13 protein-coding genes are annotated in these 13,670 nt (G+C 68.9%); 7 read left to right on the top strand and 6 right to left on the bottom strand.

Features of this window, described 5'->3' with window-relative positions:
* Nucleotides 1-48 precede the first annotated feature (48 nt).
* Nucleotides 49-852, top strand: a complete 804-nt coding sequence (locus tag ACSHWB_RS23720; RefSeq protein ID WP_439664189.1) for an SAM-dependent methyltransferase — start codon at nucleotides 49-51, stop codon at nucleotides 850-852.
* 59 nt (nucleotides 853-911) lie between these two features.
* Nucleotides 912-2,885 carry a putative bifunctional diguanylate cyclase/phosphodiesterase gene (locus ACSHWB_RS23715; protein WP_439664188.1) on the top strand — a complete coding sequence of 658 codons (1,974 nt, stop codon included), beginning with the start codon at nucleotides 912-914 and terminating at the stop codon, nucleotides 2,883-2,885.
* Here the strand turns inward: ACSHWB_RS23715 and ACSHWB_RS23710 are convergent.
* The 3 genes from ACSHWB_RS23710 to ACSHWB_RS23700 are packed head-to-tail and all read right to left on the bottom strand — an operon-like array spanning nucleotide 2,851 to nucleotide 5,566.
* Nucleotides 2,851-4,209, bottom strand: a complete 1,359-nt coding sequence (locus tag ACSHWB_RS23710) for an NAD(P)(+) transhydrogenase (Re/Si-specific) subunit beta (protein WP_439664187.1) — start codon at nucleotides 4,207-4,209, stop codon at nucleotides 2,851-2,853. The two genes, ACSHWB_RS23715 and ACSHWB_RS23710, sit on opposite strands and share 35 nt — an antisense overlap.
* Nucleotides 4,206-4,472: an NAD(P) transhydrogenase subunit alpha gene (locus ACSHWB_RS23705; protein WP_053737731.1), complete on the bottom strand. Its 267-nt coding sequence runs from the start codon at nucleotides 4,470-4,472 to the stop codon at nucleotides 4,206-4,208. The genes ACSHWB_RS23710 and ACSHWB_RS23705 overlap by 4 nt, the downstream gene beginning before the upstream one ends.
* A complete protein-coding gene (locus ACSHWB_RS23700) occupies nucleotides 4,469-5,566 on the bottom strand; it encodes a Re/Si-specific NAD(P)(+) transhydrogenase subunit alpha (RefSeq protein ID WP_439664186.1) in 1,098 nt (365 codons plus the stop codon). The genes ACSHWB_RS23705 and ACSHWB_RS23700 overlap by 4 nt, the downstream gene beginning before the upstream one ends.
* A 350-nt stretch (nucleotides 5,567-5,916) precedes the next feature.
* Here ACSHWB_RS23700 and ACSHWB_RS23695 point away from each other — a divergent pair, with 350 nt between their 5' ends.
* Nucleotides 5,917-6,213, top strand: coding sequence for a hypothetical protein (locus ACSHWB_RS23695; protein WP_439664185.1), 297 nt, complete (start codon nucleotides 5,917-5,919; stop codon nucleotides 6,211-6,213).
* Between the two features lie 40 nt (nucleotides 6,214-6,253).
* Here the strand turns inward: ACSHWB_RS23695 and ACSHWB_RS23690 are convergent, their stop codons facing one another.
* The 3 genes from ACSHWB_RS23690 to ACSHWB_RS23680 form a co-directional block, all read right to left on the bottom strand.
* Nucleotides 6,254-7,318 (bottom strand): APC family permease, encoded by a 1,065-nt coding sequence (locus ACSHWB_RS23690; protein ID WP_439664655.1) that lies wholly within the window; start codon nucleotides 7,316-7,318, stop codon nucleotides 6,254-6,256.
* Between the two features lie 10 nt (nucleotides 7,319-7,328).
* Nucleotides 7,329-8,504, bottom strand: coding sequence for a nitric oxide synthase oxygenase (locus tag ACSHWB_RS23685; protein WP_439664184.1), 1,176 nt, complete (start codon nucleotides 8,502-8,504; stop codon nucleotides 7,329-7,331).
* A gap of 364 nt (nucleotides 8,505-8,868) precedes the next feature.
* Nucleotides 8,869-9,909 carry an FAD-dependent monooxygenase gene (locus tag ACSHWB_RS23680; RefSeq protein WP_439664183.1) on the bottom strand — a complete coding sequence of 347 codons (1,041 nt, stop codon included), beginning with the start codon at nucleotides 9,907-9,909 and terminating at the stop codon, nucleotides 8,869-8,871.
* A gap of 58 nt (nucleotides 9,910-9,967) precedes the next feature.
* On the opposite strand from ACSHWB_RS23680, the gene ACSHWB_RS23675 reads away from it, so the two are divergent.
* The 4 genes from ACSHWB_RS23675 (at nucleotide 9,968) to ACSHWB_RS23660 (ending at nucleotide 13,612) form a co-directional block, all read left to right on the top strand.
* Nucleotides 9,968-10,516 carry a TetR/AcrR family transcriptional regulator gene (locus ACSHWB_RS23675; protein ID WP_439664182.1) on the top strand — a complete coding sequence of 183 codons (549 nt, stop codon included), beginning with the start codon at nucleotides 9,968-9,970 and terminating at the stop codon, nucleotides 10,514-10,516.
* 125 nt (nucleotides 10,517-10,641) lie between these two features.
* The gene (locus tag ACSHWB_RS23670) at nucleotides 10,642-12,183 is read left to right on the top strand and encodes an ABC-F family ATP-binding cassette domain-containing protein (RefSeq protein ID WP_439664181.1); all 1,542 of its coding nucleotides are present in this window, start codon (nucleotides 10,642-10,644) and stop codon (nucleotides 12,181-12,183) included.
* A gap of 32 nt (nucleotides 12,184-12,215) precedes the next feature.
* Nucleotides 12,216-13,424 carry a cytochrome P450 gene (locus ACSHWB_RS23665; RefSeq protein ID WP_439664180.1) on the top strand — a complete coding sequence of 403 codons (1,209 nt, stop codon included), beginning with the start codon at nucleotides 12,216-12,218 and terminating at the stop codon, nucleotides 13,422-13,424.
* Entirely contained in the window at nucleotides 13,421-13,612 is a 192-nt protein-coding gene (locus tag ACSHWB_RS23660) for a ferredoxin (protein ID WP_439664179.1), read from the top strand. The genes ACSHWB_RS23665 and ACSHWB_RS23660 overlap by 4 nt, the downstream gene beginning before the upstream one ends.
* Nucleotides 13,613-13,670 lie beyond the last annotated feature (58 nt).

Genomic DNA, 13,670 nt, shown 5'->3' with positions numbered 1-13,670 from the left:
GCGCTCAAGCCCTGCCGTACGCGTGCGGCGTCTCAGTAGCCTGGTCACATGTCTGAACGGGTGAGCTGGGTTCCGGAAGGCGTCGACACGGGCAGGCCCAGTGCCGCCCGCCTCTACGACTACCTGCTCGGGGGAGGGCACAACTTCGCGGCCGATCGCGCACTCGCGGAGAAGTTCCTGCAGGCCCAGCCGAACGCCCGCACGATCGCGCGGCTGAACAGGGCGTTCCTGCGCAGGGCCGTGCTGTTCATGATGGATCACGGCATCCGCCAGTTCCTCGACCTCGGGTCCGGCATCCCCACGGTCGGCAACGTGCACGAGATCGCCCGCAAGGCCGATCCCGAGGCCCGCGTCGTGTACGTGGACTTCGAGGATGTCGCGGTCGCGCACAGCCAGCTCATCCTGGAGCACGACCCGCTCGCTGCGATCGTCCAGGAGGACATGACCAGGCCCGACGCCGTGCTGCTGGCGGCGCGGGACAGCGGCCTGATCGACTTCGAACAGCCCGTCGGCGTGCTCACGGCCGGGGTGTTCCACTTCGTGCCGCCGGAGGCCGGGGCGGAGGCGATCGTGGCGGCGTACCGCGACGCCGTGCCCGCGGGCAGCTACCTCGCGGTCTCGCAGTTCACCCAGGACCTGCAGCCCGAGGAGATGGCCGGGATCGTCGAGGTCATGAAGAAGAGCCAGAACCCGATGCACCCCCGCACGAAGAGCGAGATCGCGGCGCTCTTCGCAGGGTTCGAACTGGTCGAGCCCGGCATCGTGCCGACGCCGTTGTGGCAGCCGGAGGGCGCGAACACCGATGATCCGGACAAGGCGGGCATCTACGCGGCGGTGGGCCGCAAGCTGTAGCCCAGCCCGCTTGTCGTTGTTGGCCGCACGCCGGTGAATCCGTACGCTCTGTGAACAGCATGGAACTTCCGGAACTCGCCGCCCGCTGGGTGCACGCGCTGACGTCCACCGCGTACATCCCGCTGTCCTACGCCGAGATCGAGCAGGCGCTGCTCGACTCACTGCGTGAGTTGCCGGAGTCACCTGAATCGGTCGCCCGTCGACTGGTGTCACTGCACGCGACCGGACCCGACTCGTTGCGTGCCACGATCGAGGTGCTCTCGCCCACGTTCGAACTACCTGTGCTGGCCCGGTTGAGCGGCGCGTACGCGCAGGCGATGCGGTTGGACGCGTTCGACCAGCAGGAGCAGATCAAGGTCGCGATAGTGCGGGCCAAGCAACGGGTCGAGCGCACGCTGCAGGTCAGCCTGGCACGCTTCCAGGAGGTGTTCGACTCCGCCGCCCTGGGCATCGCGATCACCGACTTCACCGGCAGGTGCGTGCAGGCGAACGACGCGCTGGCCGAGATCGTGGGACTGGAGTCGGGCGACGACATCAACGACCGCGACCTGCGCGAGTTCTACCACCCCGAGGACGTGGCCGCCCTGGGCGCCTCGTACCGCAAGGTGCAGGAGGGGCGCCTCGACAGGTTCCGCGACCAGCGCAAGCTGATCCGGGCGGACGGCGAGCCGGTGTGGGTGCATCTCGCCGTGTCCGTGCTCCGCGACGCGGACGGCGAACCGACGCACCACGTGACGATGGTCGAGGACATCAGCGAGCTGCACCTGTTGCAACGCAGCCTGGACCACCAGCTGCTGCACGACTCGCTCACCGGCCTGTCGAACCGCCAGCACTTCCTCTCCCAGGTCGAACGGCAGCTCGACGGCACCCCGATCACCCTGTACCACCTGGGTCTGGACGCGTTCTCCGTCGTCAACAACGGCCTCGGCCACGAGACGGGCGACAAACTGCTCAAGATCGTCGCGAACCGCCTGGGCAAGCTCGCCGCCGAGAAGAACGCGGTGCTGGCGCGCATCGGCGGCGACGAGTTCGCGCTGCTGACGGTCTCGGACACGGTCACCTCGACCATCGACGAGATCCAGGACGCGCTCGGCGAACCGACCTTTGTGGACGATCACGGCATCGCGCTGTCGGTGAGCATCGGCGTGGTGGACCGCCCGCCGTCGTTCGCGACGGCCGGTGAGCTCATGCGGTGCGCCAATGCCGCGCTGCGCCAGGCGAAAGCGCGCGGCAAGCGGCAGTGGGCGTTGCACGACCCGCACGACGACGCGCGCCGCCGCGGCAAGTACGCGCTGGCCGCGTCGATGCCAGGTGCGTGGGAGCACGGCGAGATCGAGATCGTCTACGCGCCGGTGCACGACCTGGAGACCAGCGAGGTGCTCGGCGCCGTCGCCCGGCTGCACTGGGACGACCTGAGCCACAACGACACCATGGCTCTGGCCGACTCGACGGGCCTGTCACTGCCGATCGGCCGCTGGCTGTTGCGCGAGGCGTGCGCGCAGGCCGCGAGCTGGGTCGAGGCGTTCGGTGACGGGGCGCCCACGCTGCACATCGCGCTGGGCGCCTTGCAGTCCCGCGACGAGGACCTGGTCGCCGACGTCAAACGGGCGCTGGACGAGACGGGCCTGCCGCCGGAACGGCTGCGGATCGCGCTCGACATCTCGTCGGTGCTGGCCGGCGACGACAACGCCGTGGTGTTGCACGACAACGGCATCGTCACCGCGCTCGACGGGTTCCGCGGCGGCCACGACGAACTGGCCGTGCTGACCGAGCTGCCGGTGCGTTCGGTGATCACCCGCGCGCCGGCGCCCAGCCCTGGTTCCCCGCTGCACCAGGCGATGCGCGCCCTGATCACGACCGTGCACGGCTTCGGTGTGCGGTTCGGCGTCGACGAGGTGCACACCCTCGCCGACGCCGAGCACTGGCGACTGGCGGGCGCGGACGGCGTGATCGGGCTGCTGCCCGCGCTGACCGCGGCCGAGGTGACCGAACTGCTGACTAGAGCTGCTTCACCGCCGCCAGCAGCTTCGTGAGCGAGTCCTTCGCGTCCCCGAACAGCAGCGTCGTCTTCGGGTTGTAGAGCAGCTCGTTGTCCACGCCCGCGAACCCCGGCCGCATCGAGCGCTTCATGAACACCACGGACTTCGCGCGGTCCACGTCGAAGATCGGCATGCCGTAGATCGGGCTCGTCGGCTCGTCCCGCGCGCCCGGATTCACCACGTCGTTCGCGCCGACCACCACGGCCACGTCGACCGACGTGATGCCGGGGTTGACGTCGTCGAGCTCCTTGAGCTGCTCGTACGGCACGTCCGCCTCGGCCAGCAGCACGTTCATGTGCCCCGGCATGCGGCCCGCGACGGGATGGATCCCGTACGCCACCGAGACTCCACGCCGTTCGAGCTGCGACACGAGCTCGCGCACGGCGTGCTGTGCCTGCGCGACAGCGAGTCCGTAACCGGGCACGACGACCACGTTGTTCGCGTACCCCAACAGGATCGCGACGTCCTCCACCGTGCCCGACTTGACCGTGCGCTGCTCTTCCCCTTGCACGGCAACGGTCGTCGCCTTGAACGCACCGAACAGGATGTTCGCGAGCGACCGTCCCATCGCCTGCGCCATCAACCGGGTCAGGATGGTGCCGGACGCGCCGACGAGCGTGCCCGCGACGATCAGCAGCGTGTTCGCCAGCACGTAACCCGACGCCGCGACCGCGAGGCCGGTGAACGCGTTGAGCAACGAGATCGCGATCGGCACGTCCGCGCCACCGACCGGCAGCACGAACAACGCACCGAGCGCCAGCCCGACGACCGCGAGCAACCACAGCAGGAACCCGTTCGGCACCGCCATCACCAAGGCGCCCAACGCGACCGACGACGCGGCCGCCGCGATCGCGAGCTGCTGACCGGCCGGCAACAGCACCGGGCGGGTCGTCATCAGCTCCTGCAGCTTCAGGAACGTGACCACCGAACCGGAGAAGCTGACCGAGCCGATCAGCACCGTCAGCACGGTCGCGAGCCGGAACAGGACGTCGGTGTCCGGCACCGCGAAGAACTCCGCCAGCGCCACCAGTGCCGCCGCCGCGCCACCGACACCGTTGAACAGCGCCACCATCTGCGGGATGGCCGTCATCTTCACCGACCGCGCGGCCGGAATGCCCACCACGACACCGAGCGCGACGGCGATCAGGATCCACAGTCCGTTGTGGACGACGCCGTGCACGTACGCGGTGACGACGGCGACCAGCATGCCGAACGCGCCGATGAAGTTGCCGTAGCGCGCGTATTTGGGCGAGCTCAAGCCTTTCAGCGCCAGGATGAAGCACACCGACGCGACGAGGTACATCAGCTGGACCGTCATCGCTTGAACATCTCCAGCATCCGGTCGGTCACCACGAAGCCGCCGACGACGTTGACCGTGGCGAGGAAGACCGCGAGCAACCCGAGCACCAACTCCAGGGTGCTCTCGGCGGACCCGGTGATCAGGATCGCGCCGACCAGGATGACGCCGTGGATGGCGTTGGCGCCGGACATCAGCGGCGTGTGCAGGATCGTGGACACCTTCGAGACCACCTCGAAGCCCACGAAGACGGCCAGCACGAAGATCGTCAGCAGGTCGATCACGGCAACTCCTTGCGGATCTGACCGTCGTGGGTGAGGCAGCAGCCGTCGAGCACCTCGTCGGTGAGGTCCGGCACGACCGACCCGTCCGCGATCATCAGCTTGAGCAGGTTGAGCACGTTGCGCGAGTAGAGCTTGCTCGCGTGCACCGGCATCGACGACGGCAGGTTCAGCGCGCCGTGCACCAGCACCTCACCGACCCAGGTCTCCTGGCCCGCCACGGAGGCAGCGCAGTTGCCGCCGGACTCCGCGGCCAAGTCGACCAGCACGGAACCGGGCGCCATGGCCTTGAGCATGTCGGTCGTCACGAGCACCGGGGCCTTGCGACCGGGAATCGCGGCCGTGGTGATCACGACGTCGGACGCCGCCACGTGCTCGCCGATGAGCTCTCGCTGGCGTTCCAGGAACTCCTCGGACTGCACGGACGCGTAGACACCGGACTGGGTCTCCAGTTCCAGTTCGAGGAACTTCGCGCCGAGGCTGCGGACCTCCTCGCCCGCGGCCTTGCGCACGTCGTACGCCTCCACGACGGCGCCGAGCCTGCGCGCGGTCGCGATCGCCTGCAGACCGGCGACCCCGGCGCCCAGCACGAGCACCTTGGCGGGCGGCACGGTGCCGGCGGCGGTGGTGAACATGGGCAGGAACCGCGGTAGCCGTTCGGCGGCGACCAGGACGGCCCGGTAGCCGGCGACCAGTGCCTGGGAGGACAGGGCGTCCGCGCTCTGGGCACGGGTGACGCGGGGCAGCAGGTCGAAGCTGAACGACGTGACGTTCCGCCGCGCATAGACGTCCAGTAGGTCCCGCTCGCCTTGGGGCTGCAGGAAACTGATGGTGACCGCGCCGGGTTTGAGCTTCTCGGCCTGGTCGATCGTGAGCGGTTGCACGGACACCACGACGTCGGATTCCGGCGTCGGGTCCTCCGGCGTCACAGTCGCCCCGGCCGCGCGGTAGGCGGCGTCGGGGGCGTGGGCATGACGCCCGGCGTTTTCTTGGACGTGCACGGTCAGTCCAGCGTCGACCAACGACGACACCGTTTCCGGTACGCAGGCGACTCGGCGCTCGGCGGGCCGCGACTCTGCGGGGGTTCCCACTTTCACCGTACGCACGTTACGCGATCAAAGGTGACCTGGGCCACATCACAGTTGCCAGGGAGGAATCCGGGCTCCCGCAGGTGCGCTCCGGCAACGGAACCGGCCTGGTGGCGCGATGTCCGCGATCACACGAACGGGGTGAACATGTGTTCGATAGTCTCACTTGCATGGCGGATGAGACGACGGCGGCCCGGTACACCTAACGGCTGCGCCTGTCCTCGTCCACCCGTCGTTTGTTGCTTGTGGAGTGGGATCGCTGCCGATGGGTGTGGAACCAGTGCGTCGCGCAGTCGCGTGTGACTCATATGCACAACCACGAGAATCCCGATGACTCTCACACTTGCGGTCCGGCACAGTTGGACAAACTTCTGACCGGCTGGCGTGCCGGGCAGGTGTGGTTGCGGGCTGGGTCGTCGGTGGCGCAACAGCAGGTCATCCGGGAGTTCAGTGCGTCGCGTGCCAAGGCGCTCAAGGATGTGCGGGAGCGGGTGCCGCAGCGGCGGCGTGCCGGGATGCCGCGGTTCAAGAAGCGGTCGCTGGCCGTGCCGACACTCAAGAACTCCGCGGCGGTCATGCTGGTCCGGGCAGGTTTGAACCCGGTCGGTGACGACGGCACAAGACCTGTTCGTCCGCCGGACGAACAGGCAGCCTGAGCCGAGAATCCCCGCACAGCCCGTGCAGGGCGGGGAGCATTCAAAGTTGCCAGACCACTGCAACGGCCAGCGTCAGGCACCCCACCAGCCCAATCGCCGGTACGAGCCGCCTACCGAGCGTCCACGCGCTGGCGTTGGCGATCGCGTAGTAGAGCAGCACGCAGAACGAGCTGAACACGATCGCGCGCGTGACGTCGACGGTGAGCACCAGCGCGATGGCCACCGCACCGGTCGCGATCTCCGCGACCCGCAGGTCCGCCAGGACCCCGGGCAACCGGCGGTCGCGCGCCATCGCCAGCGCGGTCCGGCTCACCCCGAGCTGCAACGAGAGCAACGATCCGAGGGCGGCCAGGCACGCGCCGACCCGGATCACGGGAGCCAGCGAGGGAGACACGTCGGCGAGCGTCGACACGGCCAGTTCGCTGCCCAACGCGCGCAACGCCACGAGAGCCACGACGGCGTAGACGACCAGCGTGATCGCCAGCGAGATGACCACGGCACGAGGGATCGTCCGTGCGGGTTCGCGCACCTCCTCTCCGAGCGTCGCAACGCGCGCGTAGCCGGCGAACGCGAAGAACAGCAGCGCGGCGGCGGGAAGGATTCCTGTCGGCAAGAACTCCGCCGGCTGCACGGCTTCGCGAGCCGTCACGGTCGTCAGCACCAGGACGAGCAGCACCGCGACCACGATGATCCTGGTGACCAGCGCGGACTTCTGGACGCCGGTCAGGTTCAGCACGGTCAGCGCCACGATCGCCGCCACCGCAACGGTTTTCGGCGCACCGGCGTAGGCGCCCACGGTCAACGCCATGGCGGCGCACGACGCCGTCTTGCCCAGCACGAACGCCCAGCCCGCCAGGTCGCCCCACACGCGGCCGAGTCGTTCGCGGCCGTAGACGTACGTGCCGCCGGACTGGGGGTAGCGGGCGGCGAGCCAGGCGCTCGACAACGCGTTGCAGCAGGCGATCACGCCCGCCACCACCAGGCTGACGAGCAACGCGGACCCGGCCGCGGCGGCGGCCGGGGCGAACACGGCGAACACGCCCGCGCCGATCATCGAGCCGAGCCCGACGAAGACGGCGTCGGTCAGGCCCAGGCTTCGGCGCAGTTGCACCTGATCAGTGTGCGACAGGGCAACCTGTGGGCTTGTCGGCGGGGAAGAAGTTCGGCAGCAGTTCACCGGAGTCGTAGTAGCGGTGGTACACCGGCGTCAGCCCGCCCGACACGGGTGGCACGATCCACGACCAGTCCGCGGGACAGGTCCGTCCCGCCGCCTCCTCCTTCTCCAGGTGCGTCAGGAACCTCTTCGACTCGGTGTGGTGGTCGGTGATCGTCACGCCGGCCTCTCCGAACGAATGAAGGACGGCGCGGTTGAGCTCCACCAGAGCTCGGTCGCGCCACAACGTCGCCTCCGACGACATGTCCAGGCCCATTCGCTTGGCGAGGTACGGCAGCAGGTCGTAGCGGTCGTGGTCGGCCAGGTTGCGGGCGCCGATCTCGGTGCCCATGTACCAGCCGTTGAACGGCGCCGACGGGTAGTCGATGCCGCCGATGCGCAGGCGCATGTTGCTGATGGCGGGGACGGCGTGCCACTTCACGCCGAGCGCCTTGAGCCACGGGTGGTCCGGGTGCGACAACGGGACTTCCAGCACTTCGTCGGCGGGGATCTCGACGAGCGCGGTGTCGTGGCCCTTGCAGGACACCATGAGCGGCAGCACGTCGAACGGGCCGCGCGTCGCGGGTGGCTGCCAGCCGCCTTTCAGTGCGAGGTCCGTGAGCGCCAGGTTCCGCGCGTCGCCGAGCACTCCGCCGTCGCTGCCGCGGTAGGCGGCGTAGCGGATGATCTGCTCGTTGACGATCCGCGGCGCGTCCATGCCGGGCTCCGCGGGGGCGAAGACCGTGATGACGGGCCGGATCTTGCCCTGGTTGGTGGCGACGCGGAGGTGTTCGACGCACTCCTGGGCGACGTCTGCGGGAGCGGACACGTCCCGCTGGTCGCGCACTTTCAAGCTCCGCCAGTAGAGGCGGCCGATGCAGCGTGAGCTGTTGCGCCAGGCCACACGGGCACCGAAGGTCAGTTCGGCGGTCGTGTGGCGGTAGGTGCCGGTCGCGGCGATCTCCGCGTGCACCTCGGCCAGCCTGGCCTCGACGGGACCGAGTTCCGGGTGTTCGGCGTGGTGCTGCCGGACGAAGTCCTCGGCCTCGGAGATGTCGATCTCGCCGATGTTCTCGACCTGCGCCGGGGGAAGCGCCGTGAGGGAACGGGGCATCACATCAGTCGGGACGGGGGTCATGGCGAGGCACCGTAGTTGCGCTTTCGTGTGGGAGGGAACCGCCTGTAGCGCTACGCCATCTGGATCACTGGACCGCGTCCGATACGCTCAGCAAGTACTTGATACCACAACCGGGTGACAATGGGCGCGACAAAGGGTGGTTCTCGACCGTTATCGCGCCGTCATCAAACATTGACCGGTGATTCACCTCACCACTGGATTCGACCCGTTCGAGTGAACTTCACCTGCGCCCTTCTGCGAAGTTCGCCTTGTGCCGCACTACTTCGGCGCGAGCGGACCGCATCGCACCCCGATGGGTCCCGTGAAAAAAACCGGGAAGTTCACAGGTGAAAAATTGATCATCCATTGTGGACTCAACGGCGGGTCATCGCGGCATCGCGGGAACCTCCCAGGCGGCGAACCGGGTCATCCCGCTCACCGCCAGTGACGACGGCACGGCGCGGAAGGCGAGGTTCCGCAACGCCAGCGCGATCGGCGATCGGACCTCGATCCCGAACCTCCCCGCCATCCGCGAGCCTTTCCACACCGCACGGGTGCGCGGCCGCCGCAACGCGTCGTACCGGGCGAGATCACCGTCGACCGAAGCCAGGGTCACCGCGTCCTCCAACGCCATGCAGGCCCCTTGCCCGAGGTACGGCGTCATCGCGTGCGCCGCGTCGCCCAGCAGCGCCACCCGTCCCCGCACGAACGTGGGCAGCGGCGGCAGCTCGTAGATGTCGTGCCTGATCATGTCCGCGGTCGACGCGATCAGTTCCGGCAACGGGTCGTGCCAGCCGGCGGACAACGCCACCGGGTCCAGGTCGGCCTGGGCGGGCGCGACAACCGCGACGTACCAGCAGACCCGGCCGTCCCCCAACGGCAGCACGCCCGCCTCCGCGCCGGGACCGAGCGTCTGCGAGATGGGCAGGTCGCAGGGCCCAGGGGCCACCCCGCGCCACGCGGTCGCGCCCGCGTACACCGGCCCCGGCGCACCGGGCAGCAGCTCCGCGCGCAGGCGGCTGTTGATGCCGTCCGCCGCCACCACGAGGTCCGCGTCCAGGTCGTCGGCGCTCGTCACCTCGGTGTCGGTGAACAGGATCTCCGGCGGCAACGCGCGCAGCAGCACGCCGTGCAGGTCGGCGCGGTGCATCGCGATGACCTTCCCCTGGCCGACGTCGGTCAGGTGCACGAGCCAGCGCCCGTCGGACGACCGCACGCCACCGGACACGCGCGGGGTGCCGAGCCGCCGGACCTCGTCGGCGACGCCCATCCACTCCAGCGCCCGCAGCGCGTTCGGCATCACGCCCACCCCGGCGCCGATCTCCCCGAAGGCGGCCGCCCGTTCGTGGACGACGACCTCCCAGCCGACCCGCCGCAACGACACCGCCAGCCCGCCGATGCCGCCGCCCACCACGATCGCCTTCATCGCTTCCTCCTCTACAGATGTAGAGGACTCTACATCTGTAGACTACAGCTGTAGAGAGATGAGGGGCACAGTGCGCAAAGACCTGATCACCGACGCCGCGATCCAGCTCGTCGCCGAACAGGGCATGCGCGGGCTCACCCACCGCGCGGTCGACCGGATGGCCGGGCTGCCGGAGGGGTCCACGAGTGCGTACTTCCGCACGCGCAAGGCGTTGATCGAGGGGTTCGTGGCGCGGCTCGCGGACCAGGAACGGCTCGACGTCGTGCCCGATCCGGACGACGTGGCGGGCAGCCTCGCGCGGACGCTCGACAGCTGGCTCGTGGAGCGCAACCGGACGCTCGCGAGGTACGCGGCGATGCTCGAGGCCACGCACCACCCCGAGCTGAAGTCAATCATGGTCCACTCCCCGCGCGAGCAGGCCACCGCGATCGCGAAGGCGCTGGGCCACGAGGATCCCGAACGGGCGGGCGCGCACTTCACGGCGTTCCTCGAGGGCCTGCTCTTCTACCGGCTCGTCGGCGCCGGCAGCACGCTCGGGCCGACGCCCGGCACCGAGGAGAGCGTGCGAGACCTCAAGGCAGCCGTCGAAAAAGCGTTGCGACCGTAGGTACCGTGGGTTTCATGGGATTCGGGTACGGGGTCTTCTACCTCTGATCACGGACGTGTGCCACCGCGCAACACGTCCTGATTTCGCGTACCCAGAAGAGGATCCCCGTGCGTTCGCATGTTCATTTGACGACCCAAGATCTCACCAAGGGCTATGAGGCCGGGCCCGTCGTCGACGGCATCTCACTGACGGTCTCCGCGGGCCAGCGCCTCGGCGTCATCGGCGAGAACGGCCGCGGCAAGACCACCCTTCTCCGGCTGCTCGCCGAAGACCTGGTGCCGGACCAGGGAACCATCACCCGGCACGGATCGTTGAGCCTCGTACGACAGGAAATGCCGTTCCACGAGGGCGAGACGGTGGGGGACCTGCTGTCCGAGGCACTGCGCGACAGCCGTCAGGCACTGTCCGAACTGGACAGTGCGGCGGAGCCGTTCGACGAGCAGCGGTACGCACAAGCCCTGGCCCACGCCGAGAACATCGAGGCGTGGGACGCCGAACGCCGCGCCGACATCGCGCTCAAGGCCCTCGACGCCGACCACGACAGGTCCGTGGAGCTGTCCCGGCTCAGCGTGGGTCAGCGTTACCGCGTGCGGCTCGCGTGCCTGCTCGCCGAACGCGCCGACGTCCTGCTGCTGGACGAACCGACCAACCACCTCGACGCGGGCGCGCTGGCGTTCCTGACCGAACGCCTGCAGCACCACCACGGCGTCGTCGTGCTCGTGAGCCACGACCGCACGTTGCTGGACGAGGCCTGCACCCAGCTGCTCGACCTCGACCCGGCCCCGGACGGCGAGGTGCACCTGCACGGCGGCGGTTACCGGGCCTTCAAGGAGGCCAAGCGCGCCGAACGCCAGCGCTGGGAGCAGCGGTTCGCCCAGGAGGAGGCCGAGCACGACGAGCTGGCGGAGAAGGTCGAACGGGCCCAGTCCCGCCTGCAGGACGCGTGGCGCCCGCCGAAGGGCGCGTTCAAGCACAAGCGCGGCACGCGCGCGGCGAACAAGATGCGCAACGTCGCACGCCGGCTGGAGGAGCTGGACGACCACCACGTCGGCGCTCCCCCGCCACCGCTGCGGTTCACGCCACCGGCCCTGGAGGCGAGCGGGGACCTGCTGCACGCCACCCCGCTCGAAGTACCGGGACGGTTGCGCCTCACCGAGCCGATCTCGCTCAGCGCGGGCGAGAAGCTGCTGGTCACCGGGCCGAACGGCGCCGGGAAGTCGACGCTGCTGAACGTGCTGGCAGGCTGTCTCCAGCCGTCGAACGGCACGGTGCACCACGTCGGCAGGGTCGGGTTGCTCGCCCAGGAGTCGGCGTTCGAGAACGAGGACGCCACCGCGGCCGAGCTCTGTCCGCGCGTGGAGGACATCGGTCTGCTCAGCGGAAATGACCTGCTCCGACCGGTCGGCCGGCTGTCCACCGGGCAACGCAGGCGGCTGGAACTGGCGATCCTGCTGAGCAGCTCCCCACACGTCCTGCTGCTCGACGAACCGACCAACCACCTGTCCATCGCCCTGGTCGACGAACTCACCGAGGCGCTGCACCAGACCCAGGCCGCCGTGGCCGTCGCGACCCACGACCGGCAGATGCGGACAGATCTCGGTTCCTGGCGGTCCGTGACCCTCGATTCACCTTCACGGAGTCATGAAACTTCTGTAGCTTCGAAATAGGTCCTCTGCCGAGCACTTGGGAGGTGTGCGAGATGACCGATCTGATCTCCGAGAAACTGCCCACCACGCGCCAGACCCCGTTCGACCCACCCGCCGAGATCACGCAGATCCGCGAGCAGTCCGCCGTCAGCAGACTGAAGTTCGCCGACGGTCACCTCGGCTGGCTCGTCACCGGTCACCACCAGGTGCGCGAGGTGCTGGGAAGTCCGCACTTCACGAACGACCCCTCCAACCACCACCTGCTGGACGTCAGGTTCCAGGGCGAGGCGCCGGCGGAGAAGCGCAAGGTCGAGCCGGGCATGTTCCTGAGCCAGGACCCGCCGGACCACACCCGGCTGCGCAAGATGCTGCAGGGCCAGTTCACCGTCCGGCGGATGAACCAGCTGGCCGAGTGGATCGGCACGATCGTCGACGACCAGCTCGAGCACCTGCGCACGTTCGACGGCAAGGCGGACCTCGTGAAGGAGTTCGCCCTTCCGGTGCCGTCGCTGGTGATCTGCGCGCTGCTCGGCGTCGACTACGACGAGCGGCACAGGTTCCAGGAGGACACGACGAAGCTGCTGAGCCTGGAGTCGACGTTCGACGAGGCCATGGCGGCCATGAAACGCATCCAGGAGTTCATGCGCGAGCTGATCGCCCGCAAGAGGGCGAACCCCGGCGACGACATGATCAGCGATCTGCTCGCCACCGGCGAGCCGACCGACGAGGAAGCGTCGAACATGGCGCTGCTGCTCCTGCTGGCGGGCCACGAGACCACGGCGAACATGCTGGGCCTCGGCACGTTCACGCTGCTGCAGCACCCGGACCAGCTCAAGATCCTCAAGGACGAACCGGACGTCGTGGACAACGCCGTCGAGGAGCTGATGCGGTACCTGTCGATCATCCACTTCGGACCGACGCGCACCGCCACCGAGGACGTGGAGATCGACGGCCACCTCATCAAGGCCGGCGACACCGTGGTGATGCACGTGCCCGCGGCCAACCGCGACCCGGAGAAGTTCCCCGGCAACCCCGAGGAGCTCGACCTGCGCCGCCCGGCGAGCGGCCACGTGGCGTTCGGGCACGGCATCCACCAGTGCCTGGGCCAGCAGCTGGCCCGCATCGAGATGCGGATCGGTTTCTCCAAGCTGTTCGCCGAGTTCCCGGACCTCCGCCTCGACGTCGCCCCCGAGGAGGTGCCGCTGCGCACCGACATGGGGATCTACGGGGTCCACTCGCTGCCAGTAGCGTGGTCGGCATGAAGATCTCCGTCGACCAGACGAAGTGCTGCGGTTCGGGAATGTGCGTTCTGACCGATCCCGACCTCTTCGACCAGAACGACGAGGACGGCACGGTCGTGCTCCTCGAGGAGCACCCCGACGCCGCGCACGAGGCCACCGCGAAGGAAGCGGCGGGTCTCTGCCCGGCGGGCGCGATCACGATCAGCTGATCCGCCCGTTGCCGAGCTGCCAGGCGACAACCGTGCCCGTCGCCTGGCACCAACGGCT

This window comes from Lentzea sp. HUAS TT2 (assembly GCF_051853195.1).
GTDB lineage: Bacteria > Actinomycetota > Actinomycetes > Mycobacteriales > Pseudonocardiaceae > Lentzea.
The sequence above is the reverse complement of the archived record's forward strand: the minus strand, read 5'-3'. Positions and strand labels throughout refer to the sequence as shown.

Coding starts and splice junctions, on each gene's coding strand:
- ACSHWB_RS23720 (WP_439664189.1), top strand. CDS start 49: ATGTCTGAACGGGTGAGCTGGGTTCCGGAAGGCGTCGACACGGGCAGG.
- ACSHWB_RS23715 (WP_439664188.1), top strand. CDS start 912: ATGGAACTTCCGGAACTCGCCGCCCGCTGGGTGCACGCGCTGACGTCC.
- ACSHWB_RS23710 (WP_439664187.1), bottom strand. CDS start 4,209: ATGACGGTCCAGCTGATGTACCTCGTCGCGTCGGTGTGCTTCATCCTG.
- ACSHWB_RS23685 (WP_439664184.1), bottom strand. CDS start 8,504: ATGACCCCCGTCCCGACTGATGTGATGCCCCGTTCCCTCACGGCGCTT.
- ACSHWB_RS23680 (WP_439664183.1), bottom strand. CDS start 9,909: ATGAAGGCGATCGTGGTGGGCGGCGGCATCGGCGGGCTGGCGGTGTCG.
- ACSHWB_RS23675 (WP_439664182.1), top strand. CDS start 9,968: ATGAGGGGCACAGTGCGCAAAGACCTGATCACCGACGCCGCGATCCAG.
- ACSHWB_RS23665 (WP_439664180.1), top strand. CDS start 12,216: ATGACCGATCTGATCTCCGAGAAACTGCCCACCACGCGCCAGACCCCG.
- ACSHWB_RS23660 (WP_439664179.1), top strand. CDS start 13,421: ATGAAGATCTCCGTCGACCAGACGAAGTGCTGCGGTTCGGGAATGTGC.